Source organism: Streptomyces sp. NPDC050439 (assembly GCF_040655335.1).
Taxonomy (GTDB): Bacteria; Actinomycetota; Actinomycetes; order Streptomycetales; family Streptomycetaceae; genus Streptomyces.
The window spans coordinates 1-15,267 of record NZ_JBFAJT010000018.1; the positions used below are offsets into that span (position 1 = coordinate 1).

Genomic DNA, 15,267 nt, shown 5'->3' on the forward strand with positions numbered 1-15,267 from the left:
AACGCCCGGTTACATTCCGAACCCGGAAGCTAAGCCTCACAGCGCCGATGGTACTGCAGGGGGGACCCTGTGGGAGAGTAGGACGCCGCCGAACTCAATTTATAGCCGTGGTCCATGGACTTATTGTCCGGGGGCCACGGCTTTTTGTGTTTCTGGGGCCTTTCCGGCCTCGGGTCACCCCTCTGCACCGCCGGCTGACAACTGACGGTAAGGTCAGGGGGCATCATCGGCTCGTTTCCCACAGGAGGCCCCCGGGTGGAGGTCCAGGAAACTCGCGTCCAGACGGACCGGGTCCTCACCATCCCGAACATCCTCAGCATGGCGCGCCTCGTCGGCGTACCTCTCTTCCTGTGGTTGATCCTCAGGCCGGAGTTCGGCGGTCCCAAGAGTGACCACTGGGCGCTGTTGGTGCTGATGCTGAGCGGGATCAGTGACTATCTCGACGGCAAGCTGGCCCGCCGCTGGAACCAGATCAGCAACCTCGGGCGGTTGCTCGACCCGGCCGCCGACCGGCTCTACATCCTGTCGACATTGGTCGGGCTCACATGGCGGGAGATTCTCCCGCTCTGGCTGACCGCGGCGCTGCTGCTGCGTGAGCTGATGCTGCTGGTGATGGTCTGGATCCTCAGGCGTCACGGCTATCCGCCGCCCCAGGTGAACTTCCTGGGCAAGGCTGCCACCTTCAACCTGATGTACGCCTTTCCACTACTGCTCCTCAGTGATGGAAGTGGCTGGATCAACACTCTCGCTGCTATTTTCGGATGGGCGTTCGCAGGATGGGGTACAAGTCTGTACTGGTGGGCAGGGATCCTCTACGTGGTCCAGGTCCGCCGCCTTGTCCGTGCAGACACCACGGCCGATTGAGCTCGCTGATTTGGCAGCTGTAGAGGCTTGCAGTCCCGTGAGCGGTATTCACGGGTTTATTTCGGCTGGCTAAGTCGGCTAGATCGTCGTCTATTGAGGAGGACGCTTCCGACATGAAGGCCGTCGTAATGGCCGGAGGCGAAGGCACGCGCCTTCGCCCTATGACCTCGAGCATGCCCAAGCCGCTCCTGCCTGTGGCCAACAGGCCCATCATGGAGCATGTGCTGCGGCTGCTCAAGAGGCATGGGCTCACCGAGACCGTAGTGACAGTCCAGTTCCTGGCCTCCCTGGTCAAGAATTACTTCGGCGATGGTGAAGAGCTCGGGATGGAGCTCACCTATGCCAATGAGGAGAAGCCACTCGGCACTGCCGGGAGTGTGAAGAACGCCGAGGAAGCATTGAAGGACGATGCGTTCCTCGTGATCTCCGGGGACGCACTGACCGATTTCGACCTCACCGAGTTGATCAACTTCCACAAGGAGAAGGGCGCGCTTGTCACCGTCTGTCTGACGCGCGTCCCCAATCCGCTGGAATTCGGCATCACCATCGTGGACGAAGAAGGACAGGTCGAGCGCTTCCTGGAGAAGCCGACCTGGGGGCAGGTCTTCTCCGACACCGTGAACACGGGCATCTACGTCATGGAGCCCGAGGTCTTCGACTACGTGGACCCCGATGTGTCGGTGGACTGGTCCGGTGATGTCTTCCCGCAGTTGATGAAGGAAGGCAAGCCCATCTATGGGTACATCGCCGAGGGCTACTGGGAAGATGTCGGCACGCACGAGAGCTATGTGAAGGCTCAGGCCGACGTTCTTGAGCGCAAGGTCGACGTCGAACTCGACGGCTTCGAGATCTCGCCCGGTGTGTGGGTTGCCGAAGGCGCCGAGGTCCATCCCGACGCCACGCTGCGCGGACCGCTCTACATCGGTGACTACGCCAAGGTGGAGGCGGGCGCCGAGATTCGTGAGCACACGGTGGTGGGGTCGAACGTCGTGGTGAAGGCCGGGGCTTTCCTGCACAAGACCGTGGTGCACGACAACGTCTACATCGGCCAGCACAGCAACCTGCGGGGCTGTGTCGTCGGGCGGAACACCGACATCATGCGGGCCTCCCGCATCGAGGACGGTGCCGTCATCGGCGACGAGTGCCTCGTCGGTGAGGAATCGATTATCCAGGGCAATGTCCGGGTGTATCCGTTCAAGACGATCGAGGCCGGCGCGTTCGTCAACACCTCCGTCATCTGGGAGTCCCGGGGCCAGGCCCATCTCTTCGGGGCGCGCGGTGTCTCCGGGATCCTGAACGTGGAGATCACGCCGGAGCTGGCGGTGCGGCTCGCGGGGGCGTACGCCACGACCCTCAAGAAGGGCTCGACCGTCACCACGGCCCGTGACCATTCGCGTGGTGCGCGGGCGCTGAAGCGAGCGGTGATCTCGGCCCTGCAGGCGAGCGCCATCGACGTACGGGACCTGGAGAACGTGCCGCTGCCCGTGGCGCGGCAGCAGACCGCCCGGGGCAGTGCCGGTGGAATCATGATCCGGACGACGCCCGGGGTTCCGGACTCCGTCGACATCATGTTCTTCGACGGGCGCGGGGCCGACCTTTCGCAGGGGAGTCAGCGGAAGCTGGACCGGGTGTACGCGCGCCAGGAGTACCGGCGGGCCTTCCCCGGCGAGATCGGGGATCTGTACTTCCCGTCCAGTGTCTTCGACTCCTACACGGGTTCGTTGCTGCGCAATGTCGACACCACGGGTGTGGCCGAGTCGAATCTGAAGGTCGTCGTCGACGCCTCAAACGGAAGTGCGGGCCTGGTGCTGCCGAGCCTTCTGGGGCGGCTCGGTGTCGACGCGCTGACGATCAACCCGGGGCTCGACGAGTCGCGACCGACCGAGACCAACGAGACCCGCAGGTCGGGTCTGGTGCGGCTGGGCGAGATCGTGGCCTCGTCACGTGCCGACTTCGGTGTGCGCTTCGACCCGGTCGGTGAGCGGCTCTCGCTCGTCGACGAGAAGGGGCGGATCATCGAGGACGACCGGGCGCTTCTCGTGATGCTCGACCTGGTCGCCGCGGAACGCCGCAGTGGCCGGGTCGCGCTGCCGGTCACGACGACGCGCATCGGCGAGCAGGTGGCCGCGTACCACGGGACGCAGGTGGACTGGACGACCACGTCGCCCGACGATCTGACGCGCGTGGGCCGTGACGAGTCGACCATCTTCGGTGGCGACGGCCGGGCCGGGTTCATCATTCCCGAGTTCAGCAGCGTCTTCGACGGTACGGCCGCTTTCGTACGGCTCATCGGCCTGGTGGCGCGTACTCAGCTCACGCTGAGCCAGATCGACGCGCGTATCCCGCGCGCCCATGTGCTGCGGCGTGACCTCGCGACGCCGTGGGCGGTCAAGGGGCTCGTGATGCGGACCGTGGTGGAGGCCGCGGGGGAGCGTTCGGTGGACACCACCGATGGTGTGCGAGTCGTTGAGTCCGACGGGCGGTGGGTGCTTGTGCTGCCCGACCCGGCGGAGGCCGTCACCCATCTGTGGGCCGAGGGTCCCGACGACGCGTCGGCCCAGGCGTTGCTCGACGAGTGGTCCGCCGTGGTGGACAGCGCCGGTCGCTGACCGCCGGCGCCGACCGGACGGCACCCCTCGGGGGTGCCGTCCGGCACACCGGTGGGGCCATTCGGAGGTAGCGCCCGCGACGTGCGACGATGTGCGGCATGCCGCAGCAGCCCCCCGTTCGGAGCACCCCCTCGCGCCCCCGGCGTCCGGACGCCTCCATGTCGCTGCTGAACACGGTCATGGACCACAGTCTGGACGAGGGTTACGCCGAGGCGGCGGCCCGGAAGAAGGCCAGTGGTGCCGGCGGCGTGCCGCGTCCGCTGCGGGCGAAGCTCGGTCTGGCCCTCGGTCTTGTGCTCGCGGCCCTGGTGGTGACGGTGGGTGCCGCGCAGGCGCGGATAGCGGCTCCGGTGGTCGCCAAGGAGCGCGCGGAGCTCATCGACCGGATCGAGTCGGCGACCTCGGACGCCGACGAGCTCGAAGGGGACGTCGAGACGCTCCGCGACGACGTGGGCGAGCGGCAGCGTGAGGCGCTGAAGAAACACGGGGGCAGTCAGGGCGAGTTGGTGTCCCTGCTCTCCGGTGCCACCAAGGTCCACGGGACCGGCGTGAAGCTTGTGGTGGACGACGCCAAGGAAGCCGATCAGGGCGGGGGCGGGCCGCGCGAGAGCGCGGGGTTCTCCGACACCGGACGGGTCCGCGACCGTGACATGCAACGGGTCGTCAACGGCCTGTGGCAGTCCGGCGCGGAGGCGATCGCCATCAACGACCAGCGGCTGACGGCGCTGTCGGCGATCAGGGCCGCGGGGGACGCGATACTGGTCGACAACAAGCCGCTGGTACCGCCGTATACGGTGCTTGCCGTGGGCGACGGACAGCGCTTGAGCACGAGATTCCAGAACAGTCGCGACGGTCAGTATCTGCATGCTCTGCAGGAGAACTTCGGCGTCCGGACCAGCATTTCCGTCCAGGATGACGTCCGACTGCCGGCAGCACCGAGTGTGACCGTACGTACAGCAGAGCCGAAGGCAGGAAAGGGCACATCGTGATCGCCGTACTGGGCCTCGTCGTGGGAGTCGTGGCCGGATTGTTGGTCCGGCCCGAGGTTCCGGCCGTGGTCGAGCCGTACCTTCCGATCGCCGTGGTGGCGGCACTCGACGCGGTGTTCGGAGGCCTGCGCGCGATGCTCGACGGCATCTTCGACGACAAGGTCTTCGTGGTGTCGTTCCTCTCGAACGTGGTCGTGGCAGCCCTGATCGTGTTCCTCGGCGACAAGTTGGGCGTGGGCGCCCAGCTCTCCACCGGTGTCGTGGTGGTGCTCGGCATCCGGATCTTCTCCAATGCCGCCGCCATCCGCCGACACGTCTTCAGGGCGTGACGCGGATGGGTACGGAGGAGACGCCCGGGGGCGACAACCGGAGCAGGGAGCTGCCTCCGGAGGTGCGCGGCGTGCCCGCCGAGCCCGGCGACGGCACGGCGCCCGAGCAGGACGAGCAGCAGGACACGCGGCACGGCGAGCCGCAGGACGGGAAGACCCCGCTCAGCGGCCGGCAGCGGCTGGCCCAAGGGCTGTGGCCGCCTCGCGTCACGCGTCCGCAACTCATCGTGGCCCTGCTGCTGTTCGTGCTGGGGCTCGGTCTTGCCATCCAGGTGCGCTCCAACAACGACAGCAGCGCGCTGCGCGGGGCACGTCAGGAAGATCTCGTACGCATCCTCGATGAACTCGATGACCGTACACAGCGTCTGGAAGGTGAGAAGCAGCGTCTCGAGGACCAGCGCACCGGGCTTGAGAACAGCTCGGACCAGGCCGAGGAGGCTCGCAAGCAGACGGTCGAGAAGGAGCGTCAACTCGGCATTCTGGCGGGCACCGTGGCAGCGCAGGGTCCTGGAATCACGCTGACCATCGATGACAAGAAGGGGTCGGTCGAGGCGGACATGCTGCTTGACGCCATCCAGGAGTTGCGTGCCGCGGGTGCCGAGGCCATCCAGATCAATGATGTACGCGTAGTGGCCAACACCTATCTTTCGGATACGGACAGTGGTGGTGTCCGGGTGGACGGCCGCAAGGTCGGCAAGCCCTACCGGTTCAAGGTGATCGGCAAGCCGCAGGACCTCGAGCCGGCGCTGAACATCCCAGGTGGAGTGGTGCAGACTCTGGAGAAGGAGCAGGCCACCGCCACCGTGACACGAGCGGAGAAGATCGTGGTGGACGCCTTGCGAGCGGCGAAGCGGCCTGACTACGCTCGGTCGTCGTCGCAGTGAGGCGGGGGTGCATGGGGGCCGCCGGTCAAGGGCATGAGGTTGCGGGGGGTCGGCGCACCGTAAGCGTGGTGCGTGGTGGAAACTGTTTGGTGGATACGGACGTTGTGAGGATGTCTGTGCTGCCGATGTACGCCGGTGTGTGCAATCAGGGTTCGTCCTGCCCCACGGGCGGGTCTGTTTCGGTCAAGGGGAATCGCCCGTGAAGTTGTTTGCGAAGTTGTTCGGCAAGAGCGCACGTGAGGACAGTGGCAATCCCGCCACCGCCCGGCACCGTGCCCCGCGCCATGGAGATGCCGAGGAGCAGGGCGCCGAGCGCCCGATGTTCCGTGACCAGGTCGGTGGGCCAGGCGGTGACATTTCGGGCGCGCAGGGCGCGTCGTCTGTTGACCCTGCCGGTCCGGGCCGCATAGGTTTCGGAGAACCGTCAACCTCAAGTACGGGTGGAGGGTTTACCCCCGATCCGTACGCATCGAATGCCCCCGCGGGGCAGCCGCGGCAGGAGGATCCGTCCATGGCCCTGGTGTGTACGAGGTGCGGGAACCGCAACGCCGAGGCGAGCCGGTTCTGCTCCAACTGCGGCGCGCCGCTGCGGGCCGGGGCCGCGCCGGAGCGTCCGTCCGAGACGACCTCCACGATCTCCATCTCGGGCCTGGAGGCCTACGACGCGGAGGTGACGGGGCAGACCGCCTCGCCGGCCCTCTCGCCGGAGGCCCAGGCCGCCGTTGACGCACTGCCGCTCGGTTCCGCGCTCCTCGTGGTGCGCCGTGGGCCGAACTCGGGCAGCCGCTTCCTTCTGGACGGCGAGCTGACCACGGCGGGGCGCCACCCGCAGAGCGACATCTTCCTGGACGACGTGACCGTCTCGCGCCGTCACGTGGAGTTCCGTCGCCTCGGGGACGGTTCCTTCACCGTCGCCGACGTGGGCAGCCTCAACGGCACGTACGTCAACCGGGAGCGCATCGACTCGGTCGCGCTGTCGAACGGCGACGAGGTGCAGATCGGCAAGTACCGGCTGGTCTTCTACGCGAGCCAGCGGGGCATCGGCATCTGACCGTCAGGAAGGTCCATGCTTCAAACACCGAGGGGCGGTGCCGGTAACGGCACCGCCGCCGAGGACCGTCGGATGATGAGCATCGGCGCGGTGTTGAACGCGCTGCGTGACGAGTTTCCCGAGGTCACGATCTCCAAGATCCGGTTCCTGGAGTCGGAGGGGCTCATCGAGCCGGAGCGCACTCCGTCGGGCTATCGCAAGTTCAGCACTCAGGACGTCGAGCGGCTCGGTCACGTCCTGAGGATGCAACGGGACCACTATCTGCCGCTCAAGGTGATCCGGGAGCACCTGGACGCCATGGAGCGCGGGGAGCGGGTCTCTGTGCCCTCCCTGGGGCAGCCTCGCGAGCCCGGTGACGCCTGGGGCGTGAGTGACGCCGTGGAGCCCACTGCGGCCCGTGTGGGCCGTGCGGAGCTCCTTGCCGCCGCCGAGATCGACGCGGAGCAGCTCGCCGACTGGGAGGCGTACGGGCTCATCGCGCCCCTGCCGGACGGTGGTTATGACGCGGAGGCCGTGACGGTCGCCGCGCTCGTCGTGGAACTTGGGCGATTCGGTATCGAACCCAGGCATCTGCGCGCCATGAAATCGGCGGCCGAACGTGAGGCCGGCCTGGTCGACCAGGTCGTCGCGCCGCTGCGTCGGCACCGCAATCCGCAGACCAGGGCCCATGCGGAAGCCCGTACGAAGGAACTCGCCGGGCTGACCGGAAAGCTGCATTCTGCACTGGTGCAGACGGCGCTCGGGGTCCGGTTGCCCTGACTCAGGGGGTGCCCGACTACCCAAACCGGCCGGGCACGTCCTAGGGTTGCTGTGTGAACGAGCTCGACGTCGTAGGTGTCCGGGTGGAAATGCCCTCCAACCAACCGATCGTGCTCCTGCGTGAAGTGGGAGGCGATCGATACCTCCCCATCTGGATCGGACCAGGGGAGGCGACCGCGATCGCCTTCGCACAGCAGGGGATGGCGCCCGCACGGCCGCTGACCCACGACCTGTTCAAGGACGTGCTGGAGGCGGTGGGTCAGGAGCTCACCGAGGTGCGCATCACCGACCTTCGGGAAGGTGTCTTCTACGCGGAGCTGGTCTTCGCCAGTGGAGTCGAGGTGAGCGCCCGGCCGTCCGACGCCATAGCGCTCGCGCTCCGTACGGGAACGCCGATCTACGGCAGCGACGGTGTCCTCGACGACGCGGGCATCGCCATCCCGGACGAGCAGGAGGACGAGGTGGAGAAGTTCCGCGAGTTCCTCGACCAGATCTCTCCCGAGGACTTCGGCACCAACAGCCAGTAGGCCGTCGTTTCCGGGGCCCTGCTGACCATTCGGCTAGCCTTTCCCGGCGGTACGGGACAGCAAACCACTCTTAGGGTGATTATCACTCGGCGTGCCGAGTGTGGCGATCGTTGACGAGCCCCTGGTGACTGCCTACCGTCGTGAAGGCAGGTCAAGGACGGAGGTCGGCGTGAGAAGCAGCGGCGACGGTACGGCGATGGGTGGGCCGTATCCGCTTCACAGCAGCACGGCCGGTCACTCTCCGCAGAGGCCGATGGCGGTTCAGGGGAGCGTTCAGGGGAGCGGGGACGCCACGTCCGGACCGTCCGAACAGGAACAGATCGGTTACCGGGGACCGACCGCGTGCGCGGCCGCCGGGATCACGTACCGACAGCTCGACTACTGGGCCCGTACGGGCCTCGTGGAGCCCAGTGTGCGGTCCGCGGGCGGTTCGGGGACCCAGCGGCTCTACAGCTTCCGGGACGTCGTCGTCCTGAAGATCGTGCGGCGCTTCCTCGACACGGGTGTGTCCCTGCAGAACATCCGGACCACGGTCCAGCATCTGCGTGACCGCGGTTTCCAGGACCTGGAGCGGATGACGCTCATGAGCGACGGCGCGACGGTCTACGAGTGCACGTCGCCCGACGAGGTCCACGACCTGCTCCAGGGCGGCCAGGGCATCTTCGGGATCGCCGTGGGTGTCGTGTGGCGGGACGTGGAGGGGGCTCTCTCCCAGTTGCACGGGGAGCGGATCGACACCGGGGAGACGCTGGTGCGCCAGAACCCCGCCGATGAGCTCGCGAGGCGGCGCAACAGAGCCGTGTGAGGCCGCGTTGTCAGTGGCGTAAGGCAGCATCGGAGATGTGAGAACCGCGCCCACGATCCTGCACCTCGACATGGATGCCTTCTACGCGTCCGCGGAGCAGGCCGCGAAGCCGAGTCTGCGCGGGAAAGCCGTGGTCGTGGGCGGGCTCGGACCGCGGGGCGTGGTGGCCACCGCCTCGTACGAGGCGCGGAAGTTCGGTGTGCACTCGGCGATGCCGATGGGGCAGGCGCGGCGCCTGGCGCCCAATGCCGCCTATCTCGTGCCCCGCTTCGGGCTCTACCGCGAGATCAGCGACCAGGTGATGACGCTGTTGCGGGAGCTGTCGCCGCTGGTGGAGCCGCTCAGTCTGGACGAGGCCTTCGTCGACCTGGAGGCGGGCGGGGTGGCCGACGACCAGGCGTCCGCGCTGGAGGTGGGCGAGCGATTGCGCGCGGACATCAAGGCGGTGACGGGGCTCGCGGGGTCGGTCGGGCTCGCCGCGTCCAAGATGCTGGCGAAGATCGCCTCGGAGGAGGCCAAGCCCGACGGGCTGCGGCTGATAGTGCCGGGCACCGAGCGGGACCTGCTCGCCCCGATGTCGGTGCGGACCCTGCCCGGCGTCGGTCCTGCCACCGGGGACCATCTGCGGCGGGGCGGGATCACGACGGTGGGGGAGATCGCGGAGGCGGGCGAGGACGAGCTCGTACGGCTCCTGGGGAAGTCGCACGGCAGCGCGCTGTACGCGATGGCGCTGGCGCGGGACGAGCGGCCCGTGGTGGCGGAGCGGGAATCGAAGTCGGTCAGTGTCGAGGACACGTACGACGTGGACATCCATGACCGGGTCCGGGTCAGGGGCGAGGTCGCGCGGCTCGCCGAGCGGTGTGTGGAGCGGCTGCGGGCGGCCGGGCACTCGGGGCGGACCATCGTCCTGAAGGTGCGGCGGTTCGACTTCTCGACGCTGACGAGGTCCGAGACGCTGCGTGGGCCCACGGACGACCCCGGGGTGGTGCGTGAGGCCGCCGCGCGGCTTCTGGAGGCCGTGGACACCACCGGAGGGGTGCGGCTCCTCGGGGTGGGCGTCACGGGGCTCGCGGACTACACGCAGGAGGACCTGTTCGCGCAGGCGCAGGCCCAGGCTCAGGCCGAAGCCCGGGCGGAGGCCGCGCAGGCCCTGGAGACGCAGCAGGAGGCCGAGGAGGAGCGGGCCGGGGAGGCCGCGGCACAGGCCGTGGCCGAGACGGTGACGGAGCCGGCCGTTCCCGCCGAGCGGCGGTGGGCCGCCGGGCACGACGTGCGGCACGCCGAGTACGGGCACGGGTGGGTGCAGGGCAGTGGCCTGGGGCGGGTCACGGTTCGCTTCGAGACGCCGGAATCGTCGGTGCCGGGGCGGGTGCGGACGTTCCGTACGGATGACCCGGCGCTCGAGCCCGCCGAGCCGTTGCCCCTGGTGGCGGCCCCCGAGGCGGTGGAGCCTCGGTGACGCCGGGGGTGTCAGGGGGGTGTCAGGTGTTCTCCTGCCCCGCGATGTTGCCGAAGTCCTTGTCCGGCGGTGATGTGGAGGGCGGGGGCGTGATGTCCAGGCCGTAGTGGTGGTAGAGCTGCAGTTCCTGTTCGGGGGAGAGGTGGCGGCCCACACCGAAATCCGGGGCGTCCTTGATCAGTGAGCGCTCGAAGGGGATGTGCAGGGTGCCGTCGTTCCTGAGCTCGCTCGGTTCCAGGGGGACGAAGGTGTCCCGGCTGAACAGGCCCGTGCGTATGGCCGCCCACTCCGGGGCGCCGGTGGCGTCGTCGAGATAGACCTCGTCGATCGTGCCGATCTTGGCCCCGTTCCGGTCGAACGCCTTCCGGCCGATCAAATTGCGCGGATCGATGTCGGTCTGCACGGGCCCTCCAACTGGTCGAGGCTTGTCGAAGTGGGGCTTAACTCATCCTCGTTCGTTCGCAATCACTACGAAAGAGCACTTCGGGGCAGGTGGCCACTCGAGGGAACGGTCACGGTCCTCGCTGGTAGGCTGGCGCTTGGCTGCTGACCCTGTGCGGGAGAGCTCTCCGGTTGACACTCCGGAGGCGCCGAAGGAGCAACTCCTCCCCGGAATCTCTCAGGCCCCTGTACCGCACGGACGAGGTCACTCTGGAAAGTAGGGCGGGCGTCGGGCGGGCACGTCCGGTCCCCTTCCTCACCGACGGTGAAAGCCGGTACGGCGCCTCTCCTGGGGCACGGACCGGTGAAACTCTCAGGTTGAGATGACAGAGGGGGAGGCCGTCCGGGTACCCGCGCCGTGGTGCCCCTCGCAGGTCGCGTCAGACCAGGAGGCCTCCGCAATGACCGCCACACCTCGTATCCCGCTCTCCCAGCTCGAACAGGGCATTCCCTTCGAGCAGCGGCACATCGGTCCCGATGTGGAAGCACGGGCCAAGATGCTCGCGCAGGTCGGGTACGGCTCGCTCGACGAGCTCACCGCGGCCGCCGTGCCGGATGTGATCAAGAACGCCGAGGCGCTGAACCTGCCCGGCGCGCGTTCCGAGGCCGAGGTGCTCGCCGAGCTGCGCTCCCTCGCCGACCGTAACCAGGTCCTCGATTCCATGATCGGACTCGGCTACTACGGGACCTTCACGCCGCCGGTGATCCTGCGGAACGTGATGGAGAACCCCGCGTGGTACACCGCTTACACGCCGTACCAGCCCGAGATCTCCCAGGGGCGTCTTGAGGCGCTGCTCAACTTCCAGACCGTCGTCGCCGAGCTGACGGGGCTGCCCACCTCCGGTGCGTCGCTCCTTGACGAGGGGACCGCGGCGGCCGAGGCCATGGCCCTTTCGCGGCGCATGGGCAAGGTCAAGGACGGCGTCTTCCTCGTCGACGCCGACGCGTTGCCGCAGACCATCGCCGTGATCCGGACCCGCGCCGAGCCGACCGGTGTCGAGGTCGTCGTCGCCGATCTGAGCGAGGGCATCCCGGCCGAGGTCGCCGAGCGCGGTGTCGTCGGCGTGCTGATCCAGTACCCCGGCGCCTCCGGTGCCGTACGTGACATAAAGCCGCTCATCGAGCAGGCGCACGAGCTCGGTGCCGTCGTCTCCGTCGCCGCCGACCTGCTTGCCCTGACGCTGCTCACCTCGCCCGGTGAGCTCGGCGCCGACATCGCCGTCGGCACGACGCAGCGCTTCGGCGTCCCGATGGGCTTCGGCGGTCCGCACGCCGGTTACATGGCGGTGCGCGAGAAGTTCGCGCGCAGCCTGCCGGGGCGGCTCGTCGGTGTCTCCGTGGACGCGGACGGCAACAAGGCCTACCGGCTGGCGCTGCAGACCCGTGAGCAGCACATCCGCCGCGAGAAGGCCACCAGCAACATCTGTACCGCTCAGGTGCTGCTCGCCGTGATGGCCGGAATGTACGCCGTCTATCACGGGCCCGAGGGCCTCAAGGCCATCGCACGGCGTACCCACCGCTACGCGACCGTGCTCGCCGCGGGGCTCACCGCGGGCGGCGTCGAGGTCGTGCACGGCGCGTACTTCGACACGCTGACCGTGCGGGTGCCCGGAAAGGCCGAGGCGCTCGTCGCCGCGGCCCGCGAGGGTGGCGTCAACATCCACCAGGTCGACGCCGACCACGTCTCCCTGGCCTGCGACGAGACCACCACGCGCAAGCAACTGACGGCGATCTGGGGTGCGTTCGGGGTCGAGGGCGACATCGAGGCGCTCGACGCCGAGACCGCTGACTCGCTCCCGGCGGCGCTGCTGCGCGGCGACGAGTACCTCACGCACCCCGTCTTCCACCAGTACCGCTCCGAGACCGCCATGCTGCGTTACCTGCGCAAGCTGGCCGACCGCGACTACGCGCTCGACCGCGGCATGATCCCGCTGGGCTCCTGCACCATGAAGCTCAACGCGACCACCGAGATGGAGCCGGTCACCTGGCCCGAGTTCGGGCAGCTGCACCCCTTCGCGCCTGCCCAGCAGGCGCAGGGCTATCTGACGCTCATCCGTGAGCTGGAGGAGCGGCTCGCCGAGGTCACCGGGTACGACAAGGTCTCGCTGCAGCCCAACGCCGGTTCGCAGGGCGAGCTCGCCGGACTGCTCGCCGTGCGCGGCTACCACCGCGCCAACGGCGACGACCAGCGCACCGTCTGCCTCATCCCGTCCTCCGCGCACGGCACCAACGCCGCGAGCGCCGTCATGGCCGGCATGAAGGTCGTCGTCGTCAAGACCAGCGACGACGGCGAGATCGACATAGACGACCTGCGCGCCAAGATCGAGAAGCACCGCGACGAGCTGTCGGTGCTCATGATCACCTACCCGTCCACGCACGGTGTCTTCGAGGAGCACGTCGCCGACATCTGCGCCCAGGTGCACGAGGCGGGCGGCCAGGTGTACGTCGACGGGGCGAACCTCAACGCCCTGGTGGGTCTCGCCCAGCCCGGCAAGTTCGGCGGCGACGTCTCGCACCTGAACCTGCACAAGACCTTCTGCATCCCGCACGGCGGCGGCGGCCCCGGCGTCGGCCCGGTCGGCGTGCGCGAGCACCTCGCGCCGTACCTGCCCAACCACCCGCTGCAGCCCGCCGCGGGACCCGAGACCGGCGTCGGTCCGATCTCCGCCGCGCCGTGGGGCTCGGCCGGCATCCTGCCGATCTCCTGGGCGTACGTACGCCTCATGGGCGGTGAGGGACTCAAGCGCGCCACGCAGGTCGCCGTGCTCTCCGCGAACTACATCGCCAAGCGTCTGGAGCCGCACTACCCGGTGCTCTACACCGGTCCCGGCGGGCTCGTCGCGCACGAGTGCATCATCGATCTGCGCCCGCTGAGCAAGGCGACCGGTGTCAGCGTCGACGACATCGCCAAGCGGCTCATCGACTACGGCTTCCACGCGCCGACCATGTCGTTCCCGGTCGCGGGAACGCTGATGATCGAGCCGACCGAGAGCGAGGACCTGGTCGAGATCGACCGGTTCTGCGAGGCGATGATCAGCATTCGCGCGGAGATCGAGAAGGTCGGCGGCGACTGGCCCGCCGATGACAACCCGCTGCGCAACGCCCCGCACACCGCGGCGGCGCTCGGCGGTGAGTGGGAGCACGCGTACAGCCGCGAGGAGGCCGTGTTCCCGGCCGGCGTGGTGGCCGCAGACAAGTACTGGCCGCCGGTGCGCCGCATCGACCAGGCGTACGGCGACCGGAATCTGGTCTGCTCCTGCCCGCCGCTGGATGCGTACGAGGACTGATATCGAGTCCCGCACATGCGTGGGGGCCGGTCCGGAGGTTTGTCTCTCCGGGTCGGCCCCTTTGTTTTCCTTGTTGTCCGTGCCGTGCTGCCGTCGCTTCAGGCCGCGGTCACCAGCGGTCGATGCGGGGCGATGATCTGGCCGTCCGGCAGCAGCTCACCGGTGTCCTCGAAGAGGAGGACGCCGTTGCACAGCAGGCTCCAGCCCTGCTCCGGGTGGCTCGCCATGAGGAGCGCGGCTTCCCGGTCTGCGGAGTCGGCTGTCGGGCACGGTGGTTGGTGCTGGCACATGGATGGGTTCTTTCGCTGCGATGTGATGGCTGTGACGTCTGCCTTGCGGCTCGATGCGGTGTTCATGGCCGCCCCCCGTTGAGTCGGTCCGTTCCCAGTGTTGCCCTACGGGCGTCAATCCGCAGGGATTTAGCGGCAGCGCTTCTTACTGCTTAATGACGTATCACCCGCCCGGACGGTTCAGCCCAACTGCACTGTCTCTTCGGGTGGTTCGGGGTGGTCATACCGGGCTAGTCCGTATGGGCACATCACGCGCCGAGCCCCGCGGCCTGGACGGCGGCGGGGCACGGAGACGTACGGCGAGGTCAGGCGGGCGAGCCGAGCAGCGGTGCCGGGGTCATCCGGTGTGTGAGGACCTTCAGGAGTTCCGCGGCGCGGTGCGGGTGGTGCGCCGCGATGCCCGGAGGCGCGGGCGCGAGGGGCACGAGGACGTCCGAGGGCGCGAGATGGCCGCCCGCGCCGTCCGCTGTGCAGTCGCCGTGCAACCAGAGTGTCAGCATGTAAAGCTCGGGTACGGACAACAGTCGTGGTTGGTACGGCATTGGCATCGCTTCGGCATGACGAAGGGCGCGTTCCGTGGACGCTATGTACGGACCTTCGAAGAAGTGCGAGAAGGTCCACCCGTCAGGCGTCAGCATCGTGTCCGCCGCGGCGACGGCCCGTTCGCCCGCGCGGATCATGAAGCGCCACCCCGCGAGCCGGGTGGGCGCGGTGCCCGACGGGGTGATCCGGTCAAGTACGTGGACGGGCAACGGGAGTTCGGGGCTGACGGGTCCCTGCGCGGCACGCAGGGACGGGGTGCGGGCTTCGCGTACGGCGGTGGGTGAACCTAGTGCCGCGAGGACGCTGCGCAGGGCGGGCGCGGGAGCCGGGGGGACTTGCAGCGGCATGATGGGTCGCCTCTCTCATTCGACAGGCACGGTGGAACGAGGACAGGTGCGGACGTCGCTGTCTGCTCCGGGGCCAGAGGGGC

The 15,267-nt window shown here is 68.3% G+C and carries 14 protein-coding genes, 1 rRNA gene and 1 riboswitch; of the genes, 12 read left to right on the forward strand and 3 right to left on the reverse strand.

Annotated features, from left to right (window positions below):
* The 11 genes from rrf to AB0I66_RS42485 form a co-directional block, all read left to right on the forward strand.
* A 5S ribosomal RNA gene (gene rrf, locus AB0I66_RS42435) occupies nucleotides 1-94 on the forward strand; the annotation flags it as partial.
* Nucleotides 95-255: 161 nt separating this feature from the next.
* Nucleotides 256-864, forward strand: a complete 609-nt coding sequence (locus AB0I66_RS42440; protein WP_363213459.1) for a CDP-alcohol phosphatidyltransferase family protein — start codon at nucleotides 256-258, stop codon at nucleotides 862-864.
* Between the two features lie 113 nt (nucleotides 865-977).
* A complete protein-coding gene (locus AB0I66_RS42445) occupies nucleotides 978-3,473 on the forward strand; it encodes a mannose-1-phosphate guanyltransferase (protein WP_363213460.1) in 2,496 nt (831 codons plus the stop codon).
* 89 nt (nucleotides 3,474-3,562) lie between these two features.
* The gene (locus tag AB0I66_RS42450) at nucleotides 3,563-4,462 is read left to right on the forward strand and encodes a DUF881 domain-containing protein (RefSeq protein ID WP_363213461.1); all 900 of its coding nucleotides are present in this window, start codon (nucleotides 3,563-3,565) and stop codon (nucleotides 4,460-4,462) included.
* Nucleotides 4,459-4,791: a small basic family protein gene (locus AB0I66_RS42455; RefSeq protein WP_003988855.1), complete on the forward strand. Its 333-nt coding sequence runs from the start codon at nucleotides 4,459-4,461 to the stop codon at nucleotides 4,789-4,791. Before AB0I66_RS42450 ends, AB0I66_RS42455 begins: the two co-directional genes overlap by 4 nt.
* A 5-nt stretch (nucleotides 4,792-4,796) precedes the next feature.
* Nucleotides 4,797-5,675 (forward strand): DUF881 domain-containing protein, encoded by an 879-nt coding sequence (locus AB0I66_RS42460; RefSeq protein ID WP_363213462.1) that lies wholly within the window; start codon nucleotides 4,797-4,799, stop codon nucleotides 5,673-5,675.
* 82 nt (nucleotides 5,676-5,757) lie between these two features.
* On the forward strand, nucleotides 5,758-6,726 hold the full coding sequence (locus AB0I66_RS42465; protein WP_160510116.1) for an FHA domain-containing protein: 969 nt from the start codon (nucleotides 5,758-5,760) through the stop codon (nucleotides 6,724-6,726).
* Nucleotides 6,727-6,741: 15 nt separating this feature from the next.
* Nucleotides 6,742-7,485 carry a MerR family transcriptional regulator gene (locus AB0I66_RS42470; protein ID WP_363213463.1) on the forward strand — a complete coding sequence of 248 codons (744 nt, stop codon included), beginning with the start codon at nucleotides 6,742-6,744 and terminating at the stop codon, nucleotides 7,483-7,485.
* 53 nt (nucleotides 7,486-7,538) lie between these two features.
* Nucleotides 7,539-8,012, forward strand: coding sequence for a bifunctional nuclease family protein (locus AB0I66_RS42475; protein ID WP_006123076.1), 474 nt, complete (start codon nucleotides 7,539-7,541; stop codon nucleotides 8,010-8,012).
* 169 nt (nucleotides 8,013-8,181) lie between these two features.
* The gene (locus AB0I66_RS42480; protein ID WP_363213464.1) at nucleotides 8,182-8,817 is read left to right on the forward strand and encodes a MerR family transcriptional regulator; all 636 of its coding nucleotides are present in this window, start codon (nucleotides 8,182-8,184) and stop codon (nucleotides 8,815-8,817) included.
* Between the two features lie 37 nt (nucleotides 8,818-8,854).
* Nucleotides 8,855-10,276: a DNA polymerase IV gene (locus tag AB0I66_RS42485; protein ID WP_363213465.1), complete on the forward strand. Its 1,422-nt coding sequence runs from the start codon at nucleotides 8,855-8,857 to the stop codon at nucleotides 10,274-10,276.
* A gap of 22 nt (nucleotides 10,277-10,298) precedes the next feature.
* On the opposite strand, the gene AB0I66_RS42490 is transcribed toward AB0I66_RS42485, so the two are convergent.
* Nucleotides 10,299-10,679 (reverse strand): PRC-barrel domain-containing protein, encoded by a 381-nt coding sequence (locus AB0I66_RS42490; protein ID WP_363213466.1) that lies wholly within the window; start codon nucleotides 10,677-10,679, stop codon nucleotides 10,299-10,301.
* A gap of 144 nt (nucleotides 10,680-10,823) precedes the next feature.
* A riboswitch (glycine riboswitch) is annotated at nucleotides 10,824-10,921 on the forward strand.
* A 197-nt stretch (nucleotides 10,922-11,118) separates the two neighbouring features.
* On the opposite strand from AB0I66_RS42490, the gene gcvP reads away from it, so the two are divergent.
* Nucleotides 11,119-14,004 carry an aminomethyl-transferring glycine dehydrogenase gene (gene gcvP / locus AB0I66_RS42495; RefSeq protein ID WP_363213467.1) on the forward strand — a complete coding sequence of 962 codons (2,886 nt, stop codon included), beginning with the start codon at nucleotides 11,119-11,121 and terminating at the stop codon, nucleotides 14,002-14,004.
* Between the two features lie 98 nt (nucleotides 14,005-14,102).
* On the opposite strand, the gene AB0I66_RS42500 is transcribed toward gcvP, so the two are convergent.
* Both AB0I66_RS42500 and AB0I66_RS42505 read right to left on the reverse strand, forming a co-directional pair.
* On the reverse strand, nucleotides 14,103-14,294 hold the full coding sequence (locus AB0I66_RS42500; protein ID WP_363213468.1) for a DUF5999 family protein: 192 nt from the start codon (nucleotides 14,292-14,294) through the stop codon (nucleotides 14,103-14,105).
* A 305-nt stretch (nucleotides 14,295-14,599) separates the two neighbouring features.
* Nucleotides 14,600-15,184 carry a hypothetical protein gene (locus tag AB0I66_RS42505; RefSeq protein WP_363213469.1) on the reverse strand — a complete coding sequence of 195 codons (585 nt, stop codon included), beginning with the start codon at nucleotides 15,182-15,184 and terminating at the stop codon, nucleotides 14,600-14,602.
* Between the last annotated feature and the right edge of the window lie 83 nt (nucleotides 15,185-15,267).